Raw genomic sequence first — 14,661 nt, 5'->3', positions numbered from 1 at the left:
GCTCGCCCCGGCGCGGCCGGGGTTCCGGAGACTGCACCGGTTCGAGCGAGAGGGGGACAGGGCGACGGGAATTCTTCTGAAACCGGATAGTTTGCCGGCCGTCAGGCCAGCCGTTCCTCCGGCAGGGCCATATCAAAAGGTTAATTTTACTTGTCTATCTAATCCCTTCGCTATGAGAATGCGTGGTATTCTTACAGTGCTGGCCTGCATCGTCGCAGTGCTGGCAGTCGCAAGTGCAGGGTGCACCGGAACGGCCGAGAAGCCCGGTGACGTCAGCGGAGCAGAGTTAAAGAGTTCCTACATCGTCGGTATCGACGGTGCGTACCCGCCGTACAGCTACGTCGACAAGGACGGCAGCGCCCAGGGATTCGATGTCGATTCCATGAAGTGGATCGCCGCGAAGAAGGGCATCAACGTGACGTTCACGGCAGTCGACTGGGACGCCATCATCCCCACGCTCCAGGCAGGGAAGATCGATATGGTCTATGCCGGGATGACGATCACCCCCGAGCGGCAGGAAGCGGTCAACTTCAGTGACCCCTACTGGACCATCAACCAGGACGTTGTGGCCCGCAACGACTCGAACGTGACGCTCGACGATGTCCTCGCCGGGAAAGCGATCCTCGGAACGCAGCGGGGATGCACCGCCGCAATCTGGATCGAGGAGAACCTGATCGATACCGGAAAGATGCCCAAGGCCAACCTGAAACTCTACGCCGACACACCGGCCGCGGTCAGTGACCTTGGAATCGGCAGGATCGATGCGGTCATGTACGACGACGTCTCCTTAAACGACATCGTCAAAGGCAAGCCGATGAAGACCATCGGCTTTGTCGAGACGAAAGAGCAGTTCGGCGTCGCCATCCGGAAGGACGACACCGCGCTCCTCGCGTTCATGAACGAGGGGCTTGCGGAGCTGCAGGCCGACCCCTACTGGGAAGAACTCAAAGAGAAGCACAACCTGAACTAGACCGGGATTGTCGGGCCAATCGGCCCCTCTTTTCTCTCAGCGCACAACCCTTTCGGAGGTCCTTCTTCTGTATCCACGCGATCCTCTCCGCAGCGGCTATAACCAATCCATGTTTTCGCAGTACAGAACACCCGTCCTCTGTGCACTGGTAACGGCGGTCCTCATCGGCGGGAGCGCCCCGTTCACAAAACTCCTCATCGGCGGAGCCGGGCCGCTCGCGCTTGCCGCACTGGTCTCGCTCGGCAGCGGGTCGGGAGCCCTGCTCTTCTCCCTCGCAGGGGTCTTCTCAGGCACCCGCCGGAACCATGTGGAAGCGCCGCTTGCGAGGAGCGATCTCCCCTGGCTCATCGGCGTGACGCTCTTTGGAGGCCTGCTCGCCCCGGTCACCCTGATACTCAGCCTGCCGGCGACGCCGGCGGCGACGGCGGCCCTCCTCCTGAATTTCGAAGCCGTGGCGACGACGCTGATCGCCGCAGCGGTCTTTGGCGAGTGGGTGAGCCGGCGGATCTGGGTTGCGCTCGGCTGCATCACCGCAGCCTGCATCGTCCTTACGCAGGACCCCTCTGGCGGGATCGGGCTCTCCCTTGCAGCGCTCGGCATCCTGCTCACCTGCCTCTTCTGGGCCGTCGACAACAACCTGGGGCAGCGGCTCTCGGCGAGGGACCCCCTCCGGGTCATCTCCGTGAAGGGGATCGGGTCCGGCACCGTCGTCCTCCTCCTCGCGTTCGCCGCCGGGGAGCACCTTCCGGACCCGCCCACGGCCATAGCCGCCATGGCGATCGGGTTCCTCTGCTACGGGGGCTTGACGAGCATCCTCTTCCTCCTCGCTCTCCGTGGCATCGGTGCCGCGCGGGCGGGCTCGCTCCTCGCCGTCTCCCCGTTCTTCGGCGTCTTCTTCTCGCTCCTGCTCTTTGCCGAGGTCCCGGCGGAAGGGTTCTACGTCGCGCTGCCCGTCATGGCCCTCGGTGCCTGGCTCCTCGTCACCGAGGAGCACTCCCACCACCACCGGCATGAGGCGACCGTCCACGAGCACCGCCACCGCCACGACGACCTCCATCACGACCACGCCCACGAACCCGGCGACCCCACGCTCAACGGGACCGGCGAGCACTCCCACCCCCACGCGCACGCCGGGATCGTCCACGAGCACCCGCACCAGCCCGACATCCACCACCGGCACCTGCACCGGCGGTAAGGGCGGCCCCCGCTCCGTCCCCGCCCCATCATGTCCGGGGATCTCGGCGCAGCCACCTGACGGTGCTCATGCCCCGGTTCTAACGAACCGTTGCATTTCGCGTTCTTCGCGGCTTCGCGTGAGACTATAGCAGTGGTGAAATATAGCCGTGATGAAATCTCGCGCAAAGGCGCGAGCGAAAGTATCTGCATGAAAAATTTAGAGTTGAGCCGCGGTGGTCGCCCGGGCCGTCCCGGGAACCGCCAGCCGCTTCTCGAGGAGATGGACCGCCGCAGTCGTGATCGTCACCAGGACGAGGTAGACGACCCCGACCACCGCAAACGACTCCGTGTAGAGGAAGTACTTCGTCGCCACCAGTTTTCCCGCCCCGGAGAGCTCGATCACCGTGAGCATGTACGCGAGGGACGAGTACTTGATGAGGTAGATGAACTCGTTTGAAAGGCCCGGGATCGCCCGGCGGAGGGCCTGCGGCAGGATGACGCTCCGGATCGCCTGCCACCGGGTCATCCCCAGAGCCTGGGCAGCGACCATCTGGCCGTCCTTGATCGATATGAGTGCGCCCCGGATGTACTCGGCGTTGTACGCGCCGTTGCAGAGGATGAACCCGATCACCGATGCAACGAAGGCCGTGAAAGTGATCCCAATCGCCGGCAACCCGAAGTAGAGGATGAAGAGGAGGAGGAGGAGCGGGGTGCCCTTGATCAGGAAGACGAACGTTTTGCAGAGCCAGGAGATGGTGCGGCCGCCGTACTGCCTCCCCGTCGCGACGGCGATCCCGAGCGCGAGGCCGAACGGGGCGGAGCACGCGATCAGCTGCAGGGTGACGACCAGCCCCTCCATCAGCGCCGGGAGGAGGATATCGAAGATGAAGGTTGCCTGGTCCATCGCTGCGCCTCAGTCTCCCGGATGGGAATCAAACCGTCCGATGAAGTCCTTCATTCGGGTGAACCGCGGATCGTGCAGGAGCAGGTCCGGAGAGCCCTGCTCGGCGACCACACCGTTCTCCATGAAGAGGATCTCGTTTGCGACCGAGCAGGCAAACCCCATCTCGTGGGTGACGACGAGCATCGTCATGCCGTCCCGGGCCAGCCGCTTCATGACCTCTAGGACCTCGCGGGTCAGTTCGGGGTCGAGCGCGGACGTCGGCTCGTCGAAGAGGATGACATCCGGGTCCATGGCAAGCGCCCGGGCGATGGAGACCCGCTGGGCCTGGCCGCCGGAGAGCTCGGCCGGATAATGGTCGGCCCAGTCCTCCATCCCCACCTGCCGGAGCTCCATGAGCGCTTTCTCGCGCGCCTCGGCCTTGCTCATTCCCCTGACCTTGAGCAGGGCCAGTTCGACATTTCTGACGGCGGTGAGGTGGTCGAAGAGGAAGAAGTTCTGGAAGACCATCCCGATCTTCTGCCGGAAATGGTTGATCCGGGCTCCGGAGTTCGTGACCTCCTCGCCGTCGAGCCAGACCCTTCCGCGGTCGGGCAGCGTGAGCTGGTTGATGCACCGGAGAAGCGTGCTCTTTCCCGTCCCCGAAGGGCCGATGAAGACCATCGTCTCGCCTCTCCGGACATCGAACGAGACACCCCGCAGCACCTCCTTATCCCCGAAAGCCTTGTGTATGTCCTCGACTCTCAGCACAATCTCGTTGTTGTCCATCTTCTACATCCCTCCTGCCCCGAACCCCGGAACCGCGACTCTCTTCTCAAGCCCGTGCAGGACTCTGAGGCCCCCGTAATTTAAGATGATGAAGATCCCTGCCGCGGCGAGGTAGATCGGCATCGTGATATGAGTCTGCGTGACCATCCTCGATGTGATGGTGAGCAGTTCTGCGACCCCGATGGCGTAACAGACTGCCGAGTCCGTCAGGATGTTCGGGTACTCGTTCGACCATCCGGGAAGAGCGATCCGCATCGCCTGGGGAAGGACGACGGAATGGATGGCGGTGAACCTGCTCATCCCGAGTGATCGTGCCGCGATCATCTGCCCTTCCCCGACCGACTGGATGGCCCCCCGGAAGATCTGGGACTGGTACGCCGCGCCTCTCAGGCCCAGCACGACCGCTCCGACGACGAACGCAGAGAGATCGCCGAGCCCGATCGCCGGGAAGATGCCGAACCAGAAGAGGAAGAGCAGGACGAGGATGGGGAGACCCCTGAAGAACCAGACGTAGATCCCGATGATATAGCGCACCGGGCGAGAACTGTACACCTGGCCGAGCGCCATGGGGAGGCCGATAAGGACCCCTATACCGAGAGCGACGAGGACAAGACCGAGGGTCGCGGCAACGCCTGAGAGGAGATACGGGAACCAGTCGATGAGGATTGGCAGAAGATCCATTGGGCTATTCCTGAATCGATGTGCGGCACCGCTTTCAGCCGGAAGGACAGCGCCGGGTACTTAGGAATGATTCTGGCGGAAAGCAAAATAAACATTGTCAAACGCCCCTCGATACGGGGCGACGACCACCGCCACCGGGATGCCGTCCGGTCCGGCCGGAGCGGTTCTCCCGATCGTCCCTGCCGGGAAGGGGGCCGCCGCCACCTCCGCCCGGCCAGCGTGAGCCGGCTGTCCATAGCCCGCCCCCCGGCTTGCCGCACCCGGCATCCGGACGCCAGCAACACTTAAGTATCTAGGGACGGGGAGGAAGGGGTATGTCACCAGCACCCGATATCAGGATCCCTCTCGATGTGCCTCCCGAAGAGCAGGAGAGGTACCGGGAGAACTTCCGGAAGATCACGCACGGCACCGGGAGGCTGATGCTCTTTGCCGGGGACCAGAAGATCGAGCACCTCAACGACGACTTTTTCGGCGAAGGCATCCACCCCGAAGACGCCGACCCCGAACATCTCTTCCGGATCGCGAGCCGGGCGAGGATCGGGGTCTTTGCCACCCAGCTCGGCATGATCGCCCGGTATGGCGAGGATTACCGGGACGTGCCGTATCTCGTCAAACTCAACTCCAAGACCCACCTGGTCGGGACCTCCCAGCGGGACCCGCTCAGTTCGGAGCTCCACAACGTCGGGCAGGTCGTCGATCTCCGGGACCGGACGGGGCTCTCGATCCTCGGCGTCGGCTACACAGTCTACCTCGGCAGCGAGTACGAGCCGATGATGCTCTACCAGGCGGCCCAGCTCATCAACCACGCGCACGCGAACGGCCTCATCACCGTGCTCTGGATGTATCCCCGCGGCAAGGCGGTCAAGGACGAGCGGGACCCGCACCTGGTCGCGGGGGCGGCGGGCGTCGCGGCAACCCTCGGGAGCGACTTCGCGAAGGTGAACCCCCCGAAGAAGGGCGGGACGATCGATGCCGCGCTGCTTAAGGAGGCGGCGGCGGCGGCCGGCAGGACGGGCGCGGTCTGTGCGGGTGGGGCGCATGCCAGCGTGCCGGAGTTCCTGCAGCAGCTTCACGACCAGATCCACCTTGGCGGCATGGTCGGGAACGCGACCGGCAGGAACATCCATCAGCGGTCGCTCGACGAGGCCGTCCGGTTCTGCAACGCGATATCGGCGATCACCCTCGACGATGCGAGCGTGGACGAGGCGATGAAGATCTACGAAGGAGGGAGGTGACGGGATGACGACGGTCGGCGTACTGACGGGAGGGGGAGACTGTCCGGGCCTGAACGCGGTGATCCGGGCGGTGGTGCGGACAGGGGCGAGATACGGATTCGACACGATCGGGATCCGGGACGGATGGCACGGACTGGTCGCCGGGAACGTCGAACCGCTCACCGATTACTCGGTGACCGGGATCCTCCCCAAAGGCGGGACGATCCTCGGGACGTCGCGGACGAACCCCTTCAAGAACGAGGCGGACGTCCAGCGGCTGCGCGACAACATCAGGAAGTTCGGGATCGATGCCATCGTCGCGATCGGGGGTGAAGATACCCTCGGCGTCGCGAACAAACTCTCGAAGATCGGCATTCCGGTCGTGGGGGTCCCAAAGACCATCGACAACGACGTCGGCGCGACCGACTACACCTTCGGGTTCGATACCGCCGTCTCGATCGTCACGGAGGCGATCGACCGCCTCCACACGACGGCGGAGTCGCACCACCGGGTCATGGTGGTGGAGGTGATGGGCCGGCATGCGGGATGGATCGCGACCGTGGCCGGGATCGCCGGCGGAGCCGATGAGATCCTCATCCCGGAGATCCCGTTCGACCTCGACGAGGTCACCCGGCACCTCAAGGCGCGCTACGAGCGGGGAAAGCAGTTCAGCATCGTCGTGGTCGCGGAGGGCGCCCAGCCGAAGGGGATGGCGGAGGCGATCACCCGGTCCGCCCGGACGGACGAGTTCGGCCACGTAACGCTCGGCGGCGTCGGCAACATCCTGCGCGACGAGCTCGAGAAGAGGCTCGATATGGAGGTGCGGGTGACGGTGCTCGGCCACGTCCAGCGCGGCGGGTCCCCGACGGCGCACGATCGGGTGCTCGCGACCCGGTTTGGGGTGGCGGCGGCGAACCTCATCAGGGACAAGGACTTCGGGAAGATGGTCGCGCTCAGAGGGAACGAGATCGTCGCGGTCCCGCTCGAAGAGGCGGTGGCGAACCTCAAGACGGTGGATATGGACCTCTATGAGATGGCGAGCATCTTTTATGGGGGATGAACCCGGCCCCTCTCCTTGAGGGTCCCCGCCCTGCCCGGCCTTATGCGGCGGGGGCACCCTGTCTTTTCCGACATCTGTCTGCATCCGGAGATCTCTCGCCTTGCCACCTCCTGCAGTTCGGTTCTGGCACGCACGGGTCCGCCGGTATTATATCGACCGGGCGGCATGAACCGGCAAGGGACCCGGTGAAGAACAGGGGACCACCACCCGACCGGACCTGCGTATCATGGGACTCACAGACTGCTGCCGGCGCACCTTCGCCTTCACCCGCGAGATCCTGAGGCAGCCGGCGAAGGGCGACGGGGATCTCCGGTTTTCCGACCTCGGCTTCTTTCTCCGGTTCGCCCGGCCGATATGGAAGGCGGGGGTCCTCGCGCTCGTGGCGACGGCCATCGTCTCGGCGCTCAAGACGGTCCTCCCGCTCAGCATCAAGGTCTTCATCGACAACATCCTGCTCGGAGAGGCCCCCTCGTCGGACGCCATCCTAGCAGGGGCCGGCGGACTCCTCTCGTCGCTCGATCTCCTCATCGTCGCCCTTCTCGCGCTCGGGCTTCTCACCGGCGCGACCGACCTCGCCCGGAACTACCTGACCGCCCGGTTCAGGGAGGGCTACGCCTTCAACCTCCAGACCGCCCTCGTCGAGCACGTCCTGAGTTTCCCGCTCTCCTACTTCAAGTCGCAGCAGACCGGCTACATCATGTCCCGCCTCTCCGACGACGTCCAGATCCTGCAGTACACCATCTCCCAGTACCTCCCCCAGATCGTCGCGAACGCCCTCTACGTCGCCTTCACCCTCGTCATCCTCAGTATCCTGAGCCTCTCCCTGACCTTCGTCGTCCTCGCTTTCATCCCCCTCTACCTGCTGGTCAACGCCGTCTTCGTCCGGAGGATCCGTGCCGCCACGCACCGGGAGCGCGAGCGGCAGGCCTATGTCTCGCGGGACCTCCAGGAGGTGATATCCGGGATCGATACCGTGAAGTCGCACGCTGCGGAAGACCGGGAGGTCCACAAGGTCTCCGGAACGCTCCGGAATATGGTCGATGCCCGGATCAAGAACACCATGCTCTCCGCGTTCTCGGAGTACTTCAGGATCGGGACGATGTCGCTGATGCTGGTCGCCGTCATCTGGTTCGGCGGGAACGAGGTGCTCGCCGGCGCCATGACCGTCGGGGACTTCGTCGCGTTCGCGGTCTACATCATGACATTCGCCCCCACCGTGAACACCTTCTTCGCCTTCCCGGTGGTCATGCAGCCTGCGCTCACGTCCGCCGCCCGCCTGCACGAACTCTTTGGGATGCATGGTGAATCGGGCGCCGCCCCCGGTGCCGGCGGGATCGTCCCCGGCGCCGTGCAAGGCCGGATCGAGTTTGCCGGCGTCTGGTTCGGCTACGACCGGTCCGATTGGGTTCTCCACGACGCACGGTTCGTCATCCGCCCCGGCGAGGCGGTCGCCGTCGTCGGGCGGACCGGGGCAGGAAAGACGACGCTCATCAACCTGATCCTGCGGGCTTTTGCACCGCAGCGAGGCACGATCACGCTCGACGGCCACGACCTCATGTCGCTCGATCCGCAGTGGCTGCGGCGGCAGATCTCGATCGTCTCCCAGGACCTCTTCCTCTTCCACACCACCATCGAGGAGAACATCCGCTACAGCAGGCCTGAGGCCACTGTCGAGGAGGTCGTTGAGGCCGCCCGGAGGGCGCAGATCCACGACGAGATCGTGCGGCTCCCCGACGGTTACCGGACGATTGTCGGCGAGCGCGGGACCCAGCTCTCCGTCGGCCAGCGGCAGCGGGTCGCGATTGCGAGAGCGTTCCTCAAAGACGCCCCCATCCTCATCCTCGATGAGCCCACGTCGGCGCTCGACCTCCAGACCGAAGATCTGATACGCCGGACGCTCCGGACCCTGGTCCAGGGCAGGACGACCATCCTCATCTCCCACCGCCCCTCGCTCCTGGAACTCGCCGACCGTATCCTCGCGGTCGAAGACGGGCGGGTGCGGGAGTGCCGCGATGCCGGTCCCGGCCGCGGGCTTACGGGATACGGTGACGCACCCCTATGGCATGGGGCATAAGGCAATGCCTCACCTGCGGCCGGGACCTCCGGTATACAGAGGAACACGACTCATAGTTCGCGATTCGGACGGCGAGGTCGAGGAGCGGGGGGAGTTCGGCGATATCGGCCGCGAGTGCCTGCAGGAGGCATGCCCCCCTCCACGCCGGTTACCCGACCGGGTGACCCGCGGCCCGGAGGACGGTTATGATGACGAAGTAGCCGATCACGGTCCCGATGAGGGTCGATGCAACGGCAACAAAACTGTTTCCCCAGTATGTGCGGCTCCACCAGCCCGCCGCGCTGCCGATGAGGACCGAGGCGAAGAGTATGAGGATCTCAGACCTGTCGAGCGTTGCCATGATGAGGTCTCCTATCAGGTATCGGTCTTTGCCGGGAATAGGGTTTGCGTATGCCCCGACCTCAGGGTTATATCTCCGACGCATCAATTCCATAGAGATGTTCGCCGCCTGCCACCTCCTGCTCGGCCTCATTATCGGGCTCGCGCTCGCCGGGCGCCTCGGTGACCGGCGACTCATCGGTCTCTGCGCCTTCGGGGCCATCCTCCCCGACCTGATCGACAAACCGGTAGGCCACATCCTGCTCGCGGGATCGCTCGACTCCGGCCGGATATTCGCGCACGGACTGCTCTTCCTCGCACTCCTCCTCGCTCTCGGCATCGTCCTCAGGCAGCGGCGCGGATCGTTCGGGCTCATTGCCGTCGCGGTGGGCGCATTCTCCCACCAGGTCATTGACACGATGTGGGCGATACCCGTCACCTGGTACTTCCCGCTCCTTGGCCCATACCGGCCCTACGATACCACCGATTACTTCGGCAACGCCATACTTGCAGAGGCCTCCTCGCTCTCGGAGTGGGTCTTCCTCATCGCGTCGGCAGGCATCGCCCTCGCCGTCTACCGGGACTCCCGGCCGGACCTTACCCGGTTCGCCCGCCCGCTCGTCCGCGTCGCCGTCCCGCTCCTTCTGGCCCTTACCATCGCCTCGCTCTACGCCTGGGCGGCCGGCATCCCGGAGAGCGTCCTGATGGCCGGGGGCGGGGAGGAGGACTACCTGGTGCTTGCCGCGGTGGGGGCCGCCGGGGCCGTCGGGATGGTCAGGTACCGCGACCTCCTCTCTGCCGGGTGACCCGTCAGTCCAGGCGGGTCACCCTCTCGATGCTGCCGGGAACCGTCCGCTCCACCCGGAGGGCGGCCCTTCCGGCAGGTTTGATCTCGATGGCGAACGATCTGTAGGGTTTGCAGTCATTCAGGTTTGACGGCGAGATGTTCAGGACGAACTGTTCTCCTGCCTCGAGGATCATATCGGAGTCACCGTTCAACCGTTGCTGGACGCTCCAGAATCCGGATTTTGGGAAAACATCGACCAGGGGGACATTCTGGGCAACGGTCTCCCGGTGCCCGGAACCGACGAGACGGATAGAGACCGTGGTGATATCGATCGGCTTGCTGCCGGCCGTAAGCCCGATGGGGATGACGATCGCATCTATGCGATTGGGCGTGGCGCCGATGCCGTAAACGATACCGGTCACCGTGCAGCTCGACCCGGCCTGCCCGATGCCGTCGTGGATGACCGACTGGCCCTGCTGTGCCGACAGGAAACCCGCCTGGAGGACGACGAACGAAAAGACGGCTGCAACGATGACGAAGGCGATGAGGACGATCGCGGCCTCAAGCCCGGTGAACCCGGCATCAGAAGAGTTCGAGGTAGACATTCTTCCCGATCCCGGCAGGAATCGTTCTCGCAAGCGTTGCCGTCGCACCTTCCGCGGCGGTAATCGCGAGGGTGAACGTATCCCCGCGCCCGATGCCCGTGCGTCCCAGCCCGCCCAGTTTCACCGTGACGATCTCCCCTGCCTCGAGAAGGCTGTCGGCGTCTCTGCGCTGCCGCCAGGTTAGCGTTACCGTGGGATCCCCGGAAGGGATCGTGAAGAGCGCATCTTTTGTGACGATGGCGTAGGTCATGCTCTTCATATCGACTCCGGCAAGATCGGTCGCGGTCTCGAGATCGAACTCGATGAAGTCGAGAAGCCCCTCACCGTTATCCAGTTTTGCGATGACGGAGTATCCCGGACGGAGAGCAGACCCGGCTTCCTCGAAGGCGTCGTGCATCACCTTCTGGCTCTTCTGCGACGTCGCCATGCCGGCCCCGAGAACGGCGTAGGCAAAGACCGATGCGACGACAACGAAGGCGATGAAGACGATGCCTGCCTCAAGGCCGGTGAGCGCCTGCTCGTCCCTGTCTTCCCGGGGCATGATGATGTGGAGTTAGTCGCACTTCGATTAAAAGATGCTGATCTCTCCCCCGGAGGCCTGCGCGATGTCCCGGCAGCATCGGCACCGGCTCCCATCTCCAGAGCATATATATAGTATGGATTTTTATGGGATAGCAGAATGCCGTCTGAAGCCTCCGCAGGCCCTCTCTCCGATCTCCTGTACTCGTGCGCTCTCCCGCCGGACCCGACGGGTATCCACCCCGCCCTGCCCGCCCTCTTCCCCGGCTGCCTGCTGATCGCAGTCTTCTTACTGGCGCAAAGCGGGCCCGGCGGGACCGGGCACCCCCATGCAGCGGAAAAACGGGAGAGAGCACCCGGGAGCTCCACCCCACGGACCGAGCAGGTCCTGAGCCTTCTCCTCATCGCCGCCGTCCTCCTGGCCACCGCAACGACGGTATATATCGTCGTCAACCCGCAGGAGGGAGAGAGGTTCACCGAGTTCTATATCCTCGGTCCGACAGGAAAAGCCGCAAACTATCCGACGGAGTTCATGGCGGGAACACCGCAGACGGTCATCATCGGGATCGGAAACCACGAGTCCCGGGATATCACCTACACGGTCCAGACGTTTGCCGTGAAGAGCAGGTTCAACGGTGCGACAAACAAGTCGGTGATCGTCTCTGCGACGCCTCTTGACCGGTTCTCGGTCACCGTACCGAACAACCGGACCGTCGAGCAGCCTTACACGTTCCGGATCATGGACTCGGACGTGGACCGGCTGGAGTTCCTCCTCTTTATGGAGGCGCCCCAGGCAGAGATACCGGTCGCCAACCTCACCAGAGCCGGTTACCGCAACCTCCACCTCCTGCTGCGGGTGCATTGACCGCACATGCCGTGTGAGGGCCCGGCGGCGGCGCGGGGTGCCCCGCGATTGCCGGGAGCCCCCGCCTGATTTTTCGAGAATTGATCCTTTCCCGGAGAACAAAAACGTAAAATCAGTATTCTCAGGCGATCAAATGGCAGAACGGCTTACAAAATGTTTATACCCCCGGGCGCCGTATGCTTGTTCGAGGTACAAGGATGAAACGCGGAGTTCTGGTCGCATCCCTCCTGATCCTGGCGTTTGTAGTAGCCCCGGCAGGGGCTTTCAGCGCAGAGAACCTCAGGATCACTGTAGACGAGGATGGGAGCGCAGATGTCACCTTCAACTACAAACTCTCGTTTGTCGAGAGGATCGCCGTCTTCCTCAAGATTGCCAATCCGGAGCAGGAACTGAAGTCCGCGCTCGAGGAAGCAACCGGCTCACCCGTAACGGTGACCGCGGCAGAGAGCAATGTTGCCGTCTTCTCGATCCAGAGTTTCGCAAAGGTCAGGAGCGCTGAGGACGGGAATGTCTACGCTACGCCGGGGCTCAACTTCACCGGTGCGCAGGCGACGCTTGACCGCTACTGGTTTGCGCCGCTGGTCCAGGCCGACTTCTCCCCGGAACTGACGGTGGTCCGGTTCCCGGACGGCCATGAGGAGACGTTCATAGACCATTTCGCAATTCCGGCCCTCTCTCACACGATTTCGTGAGCCGGTCCCCCCTTCTTTTTTCCATACGAGAATACGGTCGGACTGTGGCCGGGTCCCATTACTTACTCCGTTTCGCTGGAACGTCGTTCTTCGCGCCTTTCGCTGAGACATCGCCATTATCTTTGTAGATTACCCCACGCGAAGCCGCGAAGTCCGGTGTCAGGGTGCTGTCGCTCCTTGTCGTACCTGACGGGCGCTCATGCTCCGCTTGCGCGTGGGTCGGCGAGAAAAAAAGAAGGGAGAGATCTCCCTTACTCGAAGACGTTGAAGATCTGGTCGCTGCCGGTCGCGGAGAGCCGCTCCCGCTCGGCCTTCTCTTCGGCGAGCGCGAGCACCGGGAGGTCCATGCTCACACCGGGGGTGTGGCCGAACATCTTCTCGAGGTCGACTTCCAGGGCGTGCATGAAGAGCGCGTTCGGGATATCCATCGCGCAGTTCTCTTCGCACTGGCCGCAGTTGATACACGAGTCCGATACGTGGGCGTAGCGGATCAGGTGGAACATGAAGGGCGGCGGGACCTGACCGGGCTCGACCAGGTAGGCCTTCTTCGTGCTGCACTCAACGCAGTAGCAGATCGGGCAGTTCTCGATGCAGGCGTAGCACTTGATGCACCGGGAAGTCTCGTCCATGATCTTCTTTAAGCGGTCCTTCCCCTCGCCGAGGCTCTCGAAGTGGCGGGCCCGCCACTTGTCGCCGAGCTTCAGCATGGCGCCTTCGACCTTGCCGCGGATCTCAAGTGCCTTTGCGGGCACGGCGTCGGTCTTGATGGCCCCGGCCTTCACGGCGCCGTCAAAGAGGTTGGCACCCTTCTCGGAGCAGACCTCGACGAAGGTGGCCTTGCCGGCCTTCTCGCCGATGACACCCCAGTTGCCGCAGGCGAGGTCCGCCTGGCGCGGGATCTTCATCTTGCAGCGGCGGCAGTTGGACCGGCGGCCGAAGCCTTCTTCCTCGAGCTCGTCGATCGAGATGCCCTTGTGCTGGCCGTCCTTCGTGACGATGATGAACTGGCCCTTGTCGATCTCTTCCTTGACAACGTCGTCGGGGTTGACACCGAACTTCTCGGCGATCATCTTCCGGGCGGAGACCGGGCTGACCGATCCGCCGCAGTTGAGGCCGATCATCACGACGTTGTCCAGGTTGACCTGGTTGCGCTTTGCAAGTTCGTACAGGCCCATCGTGTCGCAGCCCTTGACCGGGACGGCGATCTTCATGTCCTTCGCGCCGTCAAGGTACTTCTTGACCAGCTTCGAGAGCAGGAGGGTCCCGCAGTGGAGGGAGCCTGCCGTCTCTGCGAGCTCGGCGGGGTCGGTGATGAGCGTGGGGACGGCATCGTAGATGTCCTGTCCCTTCTTGACTGCAAGGACGGCGTCCACCATGCCGGACTTAAGAGCGTGCGTCAGCAGAGCGGTGACCGCTCCGCCGCACTCGCCCTTCTCCTGGCAGGCGGCGTCGGCTGCCCATGCGTAGAAAGAGTCTCCTTTCGCTGCCATATTCAGGCCTCCGTAATCTTCTCAACCTTCACAGCACAGGCCTTGAACTCGGGGATCTTGGCGATGGGGTCGAGAGCGTTGTTCGTCAGGATGTTTGCCGCGCACTCGGCGAAGTGGAACGGCATGAACATGACACCCTTCATGATGTCCTTCGTCACCCGGGCGGGAACGTCGACCGTGCCGCGGCGGGTGCTCGCACGGACAAGTTCCTTGTCCTTGATACCGAGCGCCTTCGCGTCCTCGGGGTTGATCTCGATCCATCCCGTCGGGACCTCGTTGTCGAGGGTCGCGGACCGGCGGGTCATGGAGCCGGTGTGCCAGTGCCAGAGGATACGGCCGGTCGTGAGCACGAACGGGTATTCGGCATCGGGGACTTCCGCCGGGGGTTTCCACTCGATGGGGTTGAAGATGCCAAGACCATCGGGGTGGGCGAACTTCGCCGTGTGGAGGATCGGGGTGCCGGGGTGGTCGGCCGCAGGGCAGGGCCAGTGGAGGGCTTCGGGCCTGTTGAGCCGCTCGTAGTTCATGCCGTGGTAGGACG

At 63.8% G+C, this 14,661-nt stretch carries 16 protein-coding genes; 8 read left to right on the top strand and 8 right to left on the bottom strand.

The features are described from left to right. Window positions 1–172 precede the first annotated feature (172 nt). Both F8E02_RS08935 and F8E02_RS08930 read left to right on the top strand, forming a co-directional pair. Complete coding sequence (locus tag F8E02_RS08935; protein ID WP_317065185.1) at window positions 173–970, top strand: ABC transporter substrate-binding protein; 798 nt, start codon at window positions 173–175, stop codon at window positions 968–970. Window positions 971–1,079: 109 nt separating this feature from the next. Then, the gene (locus tag F8E02_RS08930) at window positions 1,080–2,165 is read left to right on the top strand and encodes a DMT family transporter (protein ID WP_317065184.1); all 1,086 of its coding nucleotides are present in this window, start codon (window positions 1,080–1,082) and stop codon (window positions 2,163–2,165) included. Between the two features lie 198 nt (window positions 2,166–2,363). On the opposite strand, the gene F8E02_RS08925 is transcribed toward F8E02_RS08930, so the two are convergent. Genes F8E02_RS08925 through F8E02_RS08915 form a run of 3 tightly spaced genes read right to left on the bottom strand, consistent with a single transcriptional unit; the run spans window position 2,364 to window position 4,496 of the window. Then, entirely contained in the window at window positions 2,364–3,050 is a 687-nt protein-coding gene (locus F8E02_RS08925; protein ID WP_317065183.1) for an amino acid ABC transporter permease, read from the bottom strand. Between the two features lie 9 nt (window positions 3,051–3,059). Beyond that, window positions 3,060–3,815 carry an amino acid ABC transporter ATP-binding protein gene (locus F8E02_RS08920; protein ID WP_317065182.1) on the bottom strand — a complete coding sequence of 252 codons (756 nt, stop codon included), beginning with the start codon at window positions 3,813–3,815 and terminating at the stop codon, window positions 3,060–3,062. A 3-nt stretch (window positions 3,816–3,818) separates the two neighbouring features. Further along, the gene (locus tag F8E02_RS08915; RefSeq protein ID WP_317065181.1) at window positions 3,819–4,496 is read right to left on the bottom strand and encodes an amino acid ABC transporter permease; all 678 of its coding nucleotides are present in this window, start codon (window positions 4,494–4,496) and stop codon (window positions 3,819–3,821) included. Window positions 4,497–4,810: 314 nt separating this feature from the next. On the opposite strand from F8E02_RS08915, the gene F8E02_RS08910 reads away from it, so the two are divergent. The 3 genes from F8E02_RS08910 (at window position 4,811) to F8E02_RS08900 (ending at window position 8,844) form a co-directional block, all read left to right on the top strand. Continuing rightward, window positions 4,811–5,731 (top strand): beta/alpha barrel domain-containing protein, encoded by a 921-nt coding sequence (locus F8E02_RS08910; RefSeq protein WP_317065180.1) that lies wholly within the window; start codon window positions 4,811–4,813, stop codon window positions 5,729–5,731. Between the two features lie 4 nt (window positions 5,732–5,735). Beyond that, window positions 5,736–6,770 carry a 6-phosphofructokinase gene (locus F8E02_RS08905; RefSeq protein ID WP_317065179.1) on the top strand — a complete coding sequence of 345 codons (1,035 nt, stop codon included), beginning with the start codon at window positions 5,736–5,738 and terminating at the stop codon, window positions 6,768–6,770. Between the two features lie 226 nt (window positions 6,771–6,996). Then, window positions 6,997–8,844, top strand: a complete 1,848-nt coding sequence (locus tag F8E02_RS08900) for an ABC transporter ATP-binding protein (protein WP_317065178.1) — start codon at window positions 6,997–6,999, stop codon at window positions 8,842–8,844. Between the two features lie 148 nt (window positions 8,845–8,992). Here F8E02_RS08900 and F8E02_RS08895 read toward each other — a convergent pair whose 3' ends face one another. Beyond that, window positions 8,993–9,184 carry a hypothetical protein gene (locus tag F8E02_RS08895; protein WP_317065177.1) on the bottom strand — a complete coding sequence of 64 codons (192 nt, stop codon included), beginning with the start codon at window positions 9,182–9,184 and terminating at the stop codon, window positions 8,993–8,995. 97 nt (window positions 9,185–9,281) lie between these two features. Here F8E02_RS08895 and F8E02_RS08890 point away from each other — a divergent pair, with 97 nt between their 5' ends. Beyond that, on the top strand, window positions 9,282–9,968 hold the full coding sequence (locus F8E02_RS08890; protein ID WP_317065176.1) for a metal-dependent hydrolase: 687 nt from the start codon (window positions 9,282–9,284) through the stop codon (window positions 9,966–9,968). 4 nt (window positions 9,969–9,972) lie between these two features. Here the strand turns inward: F8E02_RS08890 and F8E02_RS08885 are convergent, their stop codons facing one another. Together F8E02_RS08885 and F8E02_RS08880 are read right to left on the bottom strand one after the other, a co-directional pair. Further along, window positions 9,973–10,554, bottom strand: coding sequence for an archaellin/type IV pilin N-terminal domain-containing protein (locus F8E02_RS08885; protein WP_317065175.1), 582 nt, complete (start codon window positions 10,552–10,554; stop codon window positions 9,973–9,975). Next, entirely contained in the window at window positions 10,532–11,095 is a 564-nt protein-coding gene (locus F8E02_RS08880) for an archaellin/type IV pilin N-terminal domain-containing protein (protein ID WP_317065174.1), read from the bottom strand. Before F8E02_RS08880 ends, F8E02_RS08885 begins: the two co-directional genes overlap by 23 nt. 138 nt (window positions 11,096–11,233) lie before the next feature. Between F8E02_RS08880 and F8E02_RS08875 the strand changes: the two genes are divergently transcribed. Then, window positions 11,234–11,938, top strand: coding sequence for a DUF1616 domain-containing protein (locus F8E02_RS08875; protein ID WP_317065173.1), 705 nt, complete (start codon window positions 11,234–11,236; stop codon window positions 11,936–11,938). A 197-nt stretch (window positions 11,939–12,135) separates the two neighbouring features. Then, window positions 12,136–12,630: a hypothetical protein gene (locus F8E02_RS08870; protein WP_317065172.1), complete on the top strand. Its 495-nt coding sequence runs from the start codon at window positions 12,136–12,138 to the stop codon at window positions 12,628–12,630. Window positions 12,631–12,881: 251 nt separating this feature from the next. Here F8E02_RS08870 and F8E02_RS08865 read toward each other — a convergent pair whose 3' ends face one another. Together F8E02_RS08865 and F8E02_RS08860 are read right to left on the bottom strand one after the other, a co-directional pair. Continuing rightward, a complete protein-coding gene (locus F8E02_RS08865) occupies window positions 12,882–14,120 on the bottom strand; it encodes a Coenzyme F420 hydrogenase/dehydrogenase, beta subunit C-terminal domain (RefSeq protein WP_317065171.1) in 1,239 nt (412 codons plus the stop codon). Window positions 14,121–14,122: 2 nt separating this feature from the next. After that, window positions 14,123–14,661: molybdopterin oxidoreductase family protein (locus F8E02_RS08860; RefSeq protein ID WP_317065170.1), on the bottom strand; the 539-nt coding region annotated here is incomplete at its 5' end.

This window comes from Methanoculleus caldifontis (assembly GCF_032842345.1).
GTDB lineage: Archaea > Halobacteriota > Methanomicrobia > Methanomicrobiales > Methanoculleaceae > Methanoculleus > Methanoculleus caldifontis.
The sequence above is the reverse complement of the archived record's forward strand: the minus strand, read 5'-3'. Positions and strand labels throughout refer to the sequence as shown.

Coding starts and splice junctions, on each gene's coding strand:
- F8E02_RS08935 (WP_317065185.1), top strand. CDS start 173: ATGAGAATGCGTGGTATTCTTACAGTGCTGGCCTGCATCGTCGCAGTG.
- F8E02_RS08930 (WP_317065184.1), top strand. CDS start 1,080: ATGTTTTCGCAGTACAGAACACCCGTCCTCTGTGCACTGGTAACGGCG.
- F8E02_RS08925 (WP_317065183.1), bottom strand. CDS start 3,050: ATGGACCAGGCAACCTTCATCTTCGATATCCTCCTCCCGGCGCTGATG.
- F8E02_RS08920 (WP_317065182.1), bottom strand. CDS start 3,815: ATGGACAACAACGAGATTGTGCTGAGAGTCGAGGACATACACAAGGCT.
- F8E02_RS08915 (WP_317065181.1), bottom strand. CDS start 4,496: ATGGATCTTCTGCCAATCCTCATCGACTGGTTCCCGTATCTCCTCTCA.
- F8E02_RS08910 (WP_317065180.1), top strand. CDS start 4,811: ATGTCACCAGCACCCGATATCAGGATCCCTCTCGATGTGCCTCCCGAA.
- F8E02_RS08905 (WP_317065179.1), top strand. CDS start 5,736: ATGACGACGGTCGGCGTACTGACGGGAGGGGGAGACTGTCCGGGCCTG.
- F8E02_RS08900 (WP_317065178.1), top strand. CDS start 6,997: ATGGGACTCACAGACTGCTGCCGGCGCACCTTCGCCTTCACCCGCGAG.
- F8E02_RS08895 (WP_317065177.1), bottom strand. CDS start 9,184: ATGGCAACGCTCGACAGGTCTGAGATCCTCATACTCTTCGCCTCGGTC.
- F8E02_RS08890 (WP_317065176.1), top strand. CDS start 9,282: ATGTTCGCCGCCTGCCACCTCCTGCTCGGCCTCATTATCGGGCTCGCG.
- F8E02_RS08885 (WP_317065175.1), bottom strand. CDS start 10,554: ATGTCTACCTCGAACTCTTCTGATGCCGGGTTCACCGGGCTTGAGGCC.
- F8E02_RS08880 (WP_317065174.1), bottom strand. CDS start 11,095: ATGCCCCGGGAAGACAGGGACGAGCAGGCGCTCACCGGCCTTGAGGCA.
- F8E02_RS08875 (WP_317065173.1), top strand. CDS start 11,234: ATGCCGTCTGAAGCCTCCGCAGGCCCTCTCTCCGATCTCCTGTACTCG.
- F8E02_RS08870 (WP_317065172.1), top strand. CDS start 12,136: ATGAAACGCGGAGTTCTGGTCGCATCCCTCCTGATCCTGGCGTTTGTA.
- F8E02_RS08865 (WP_317065171.1), bottom strand. CDS start 14,120: ATGGCAGCGAAAGGAGACTCTTTCTACGCATGGGCAGCCGACGCCGCC.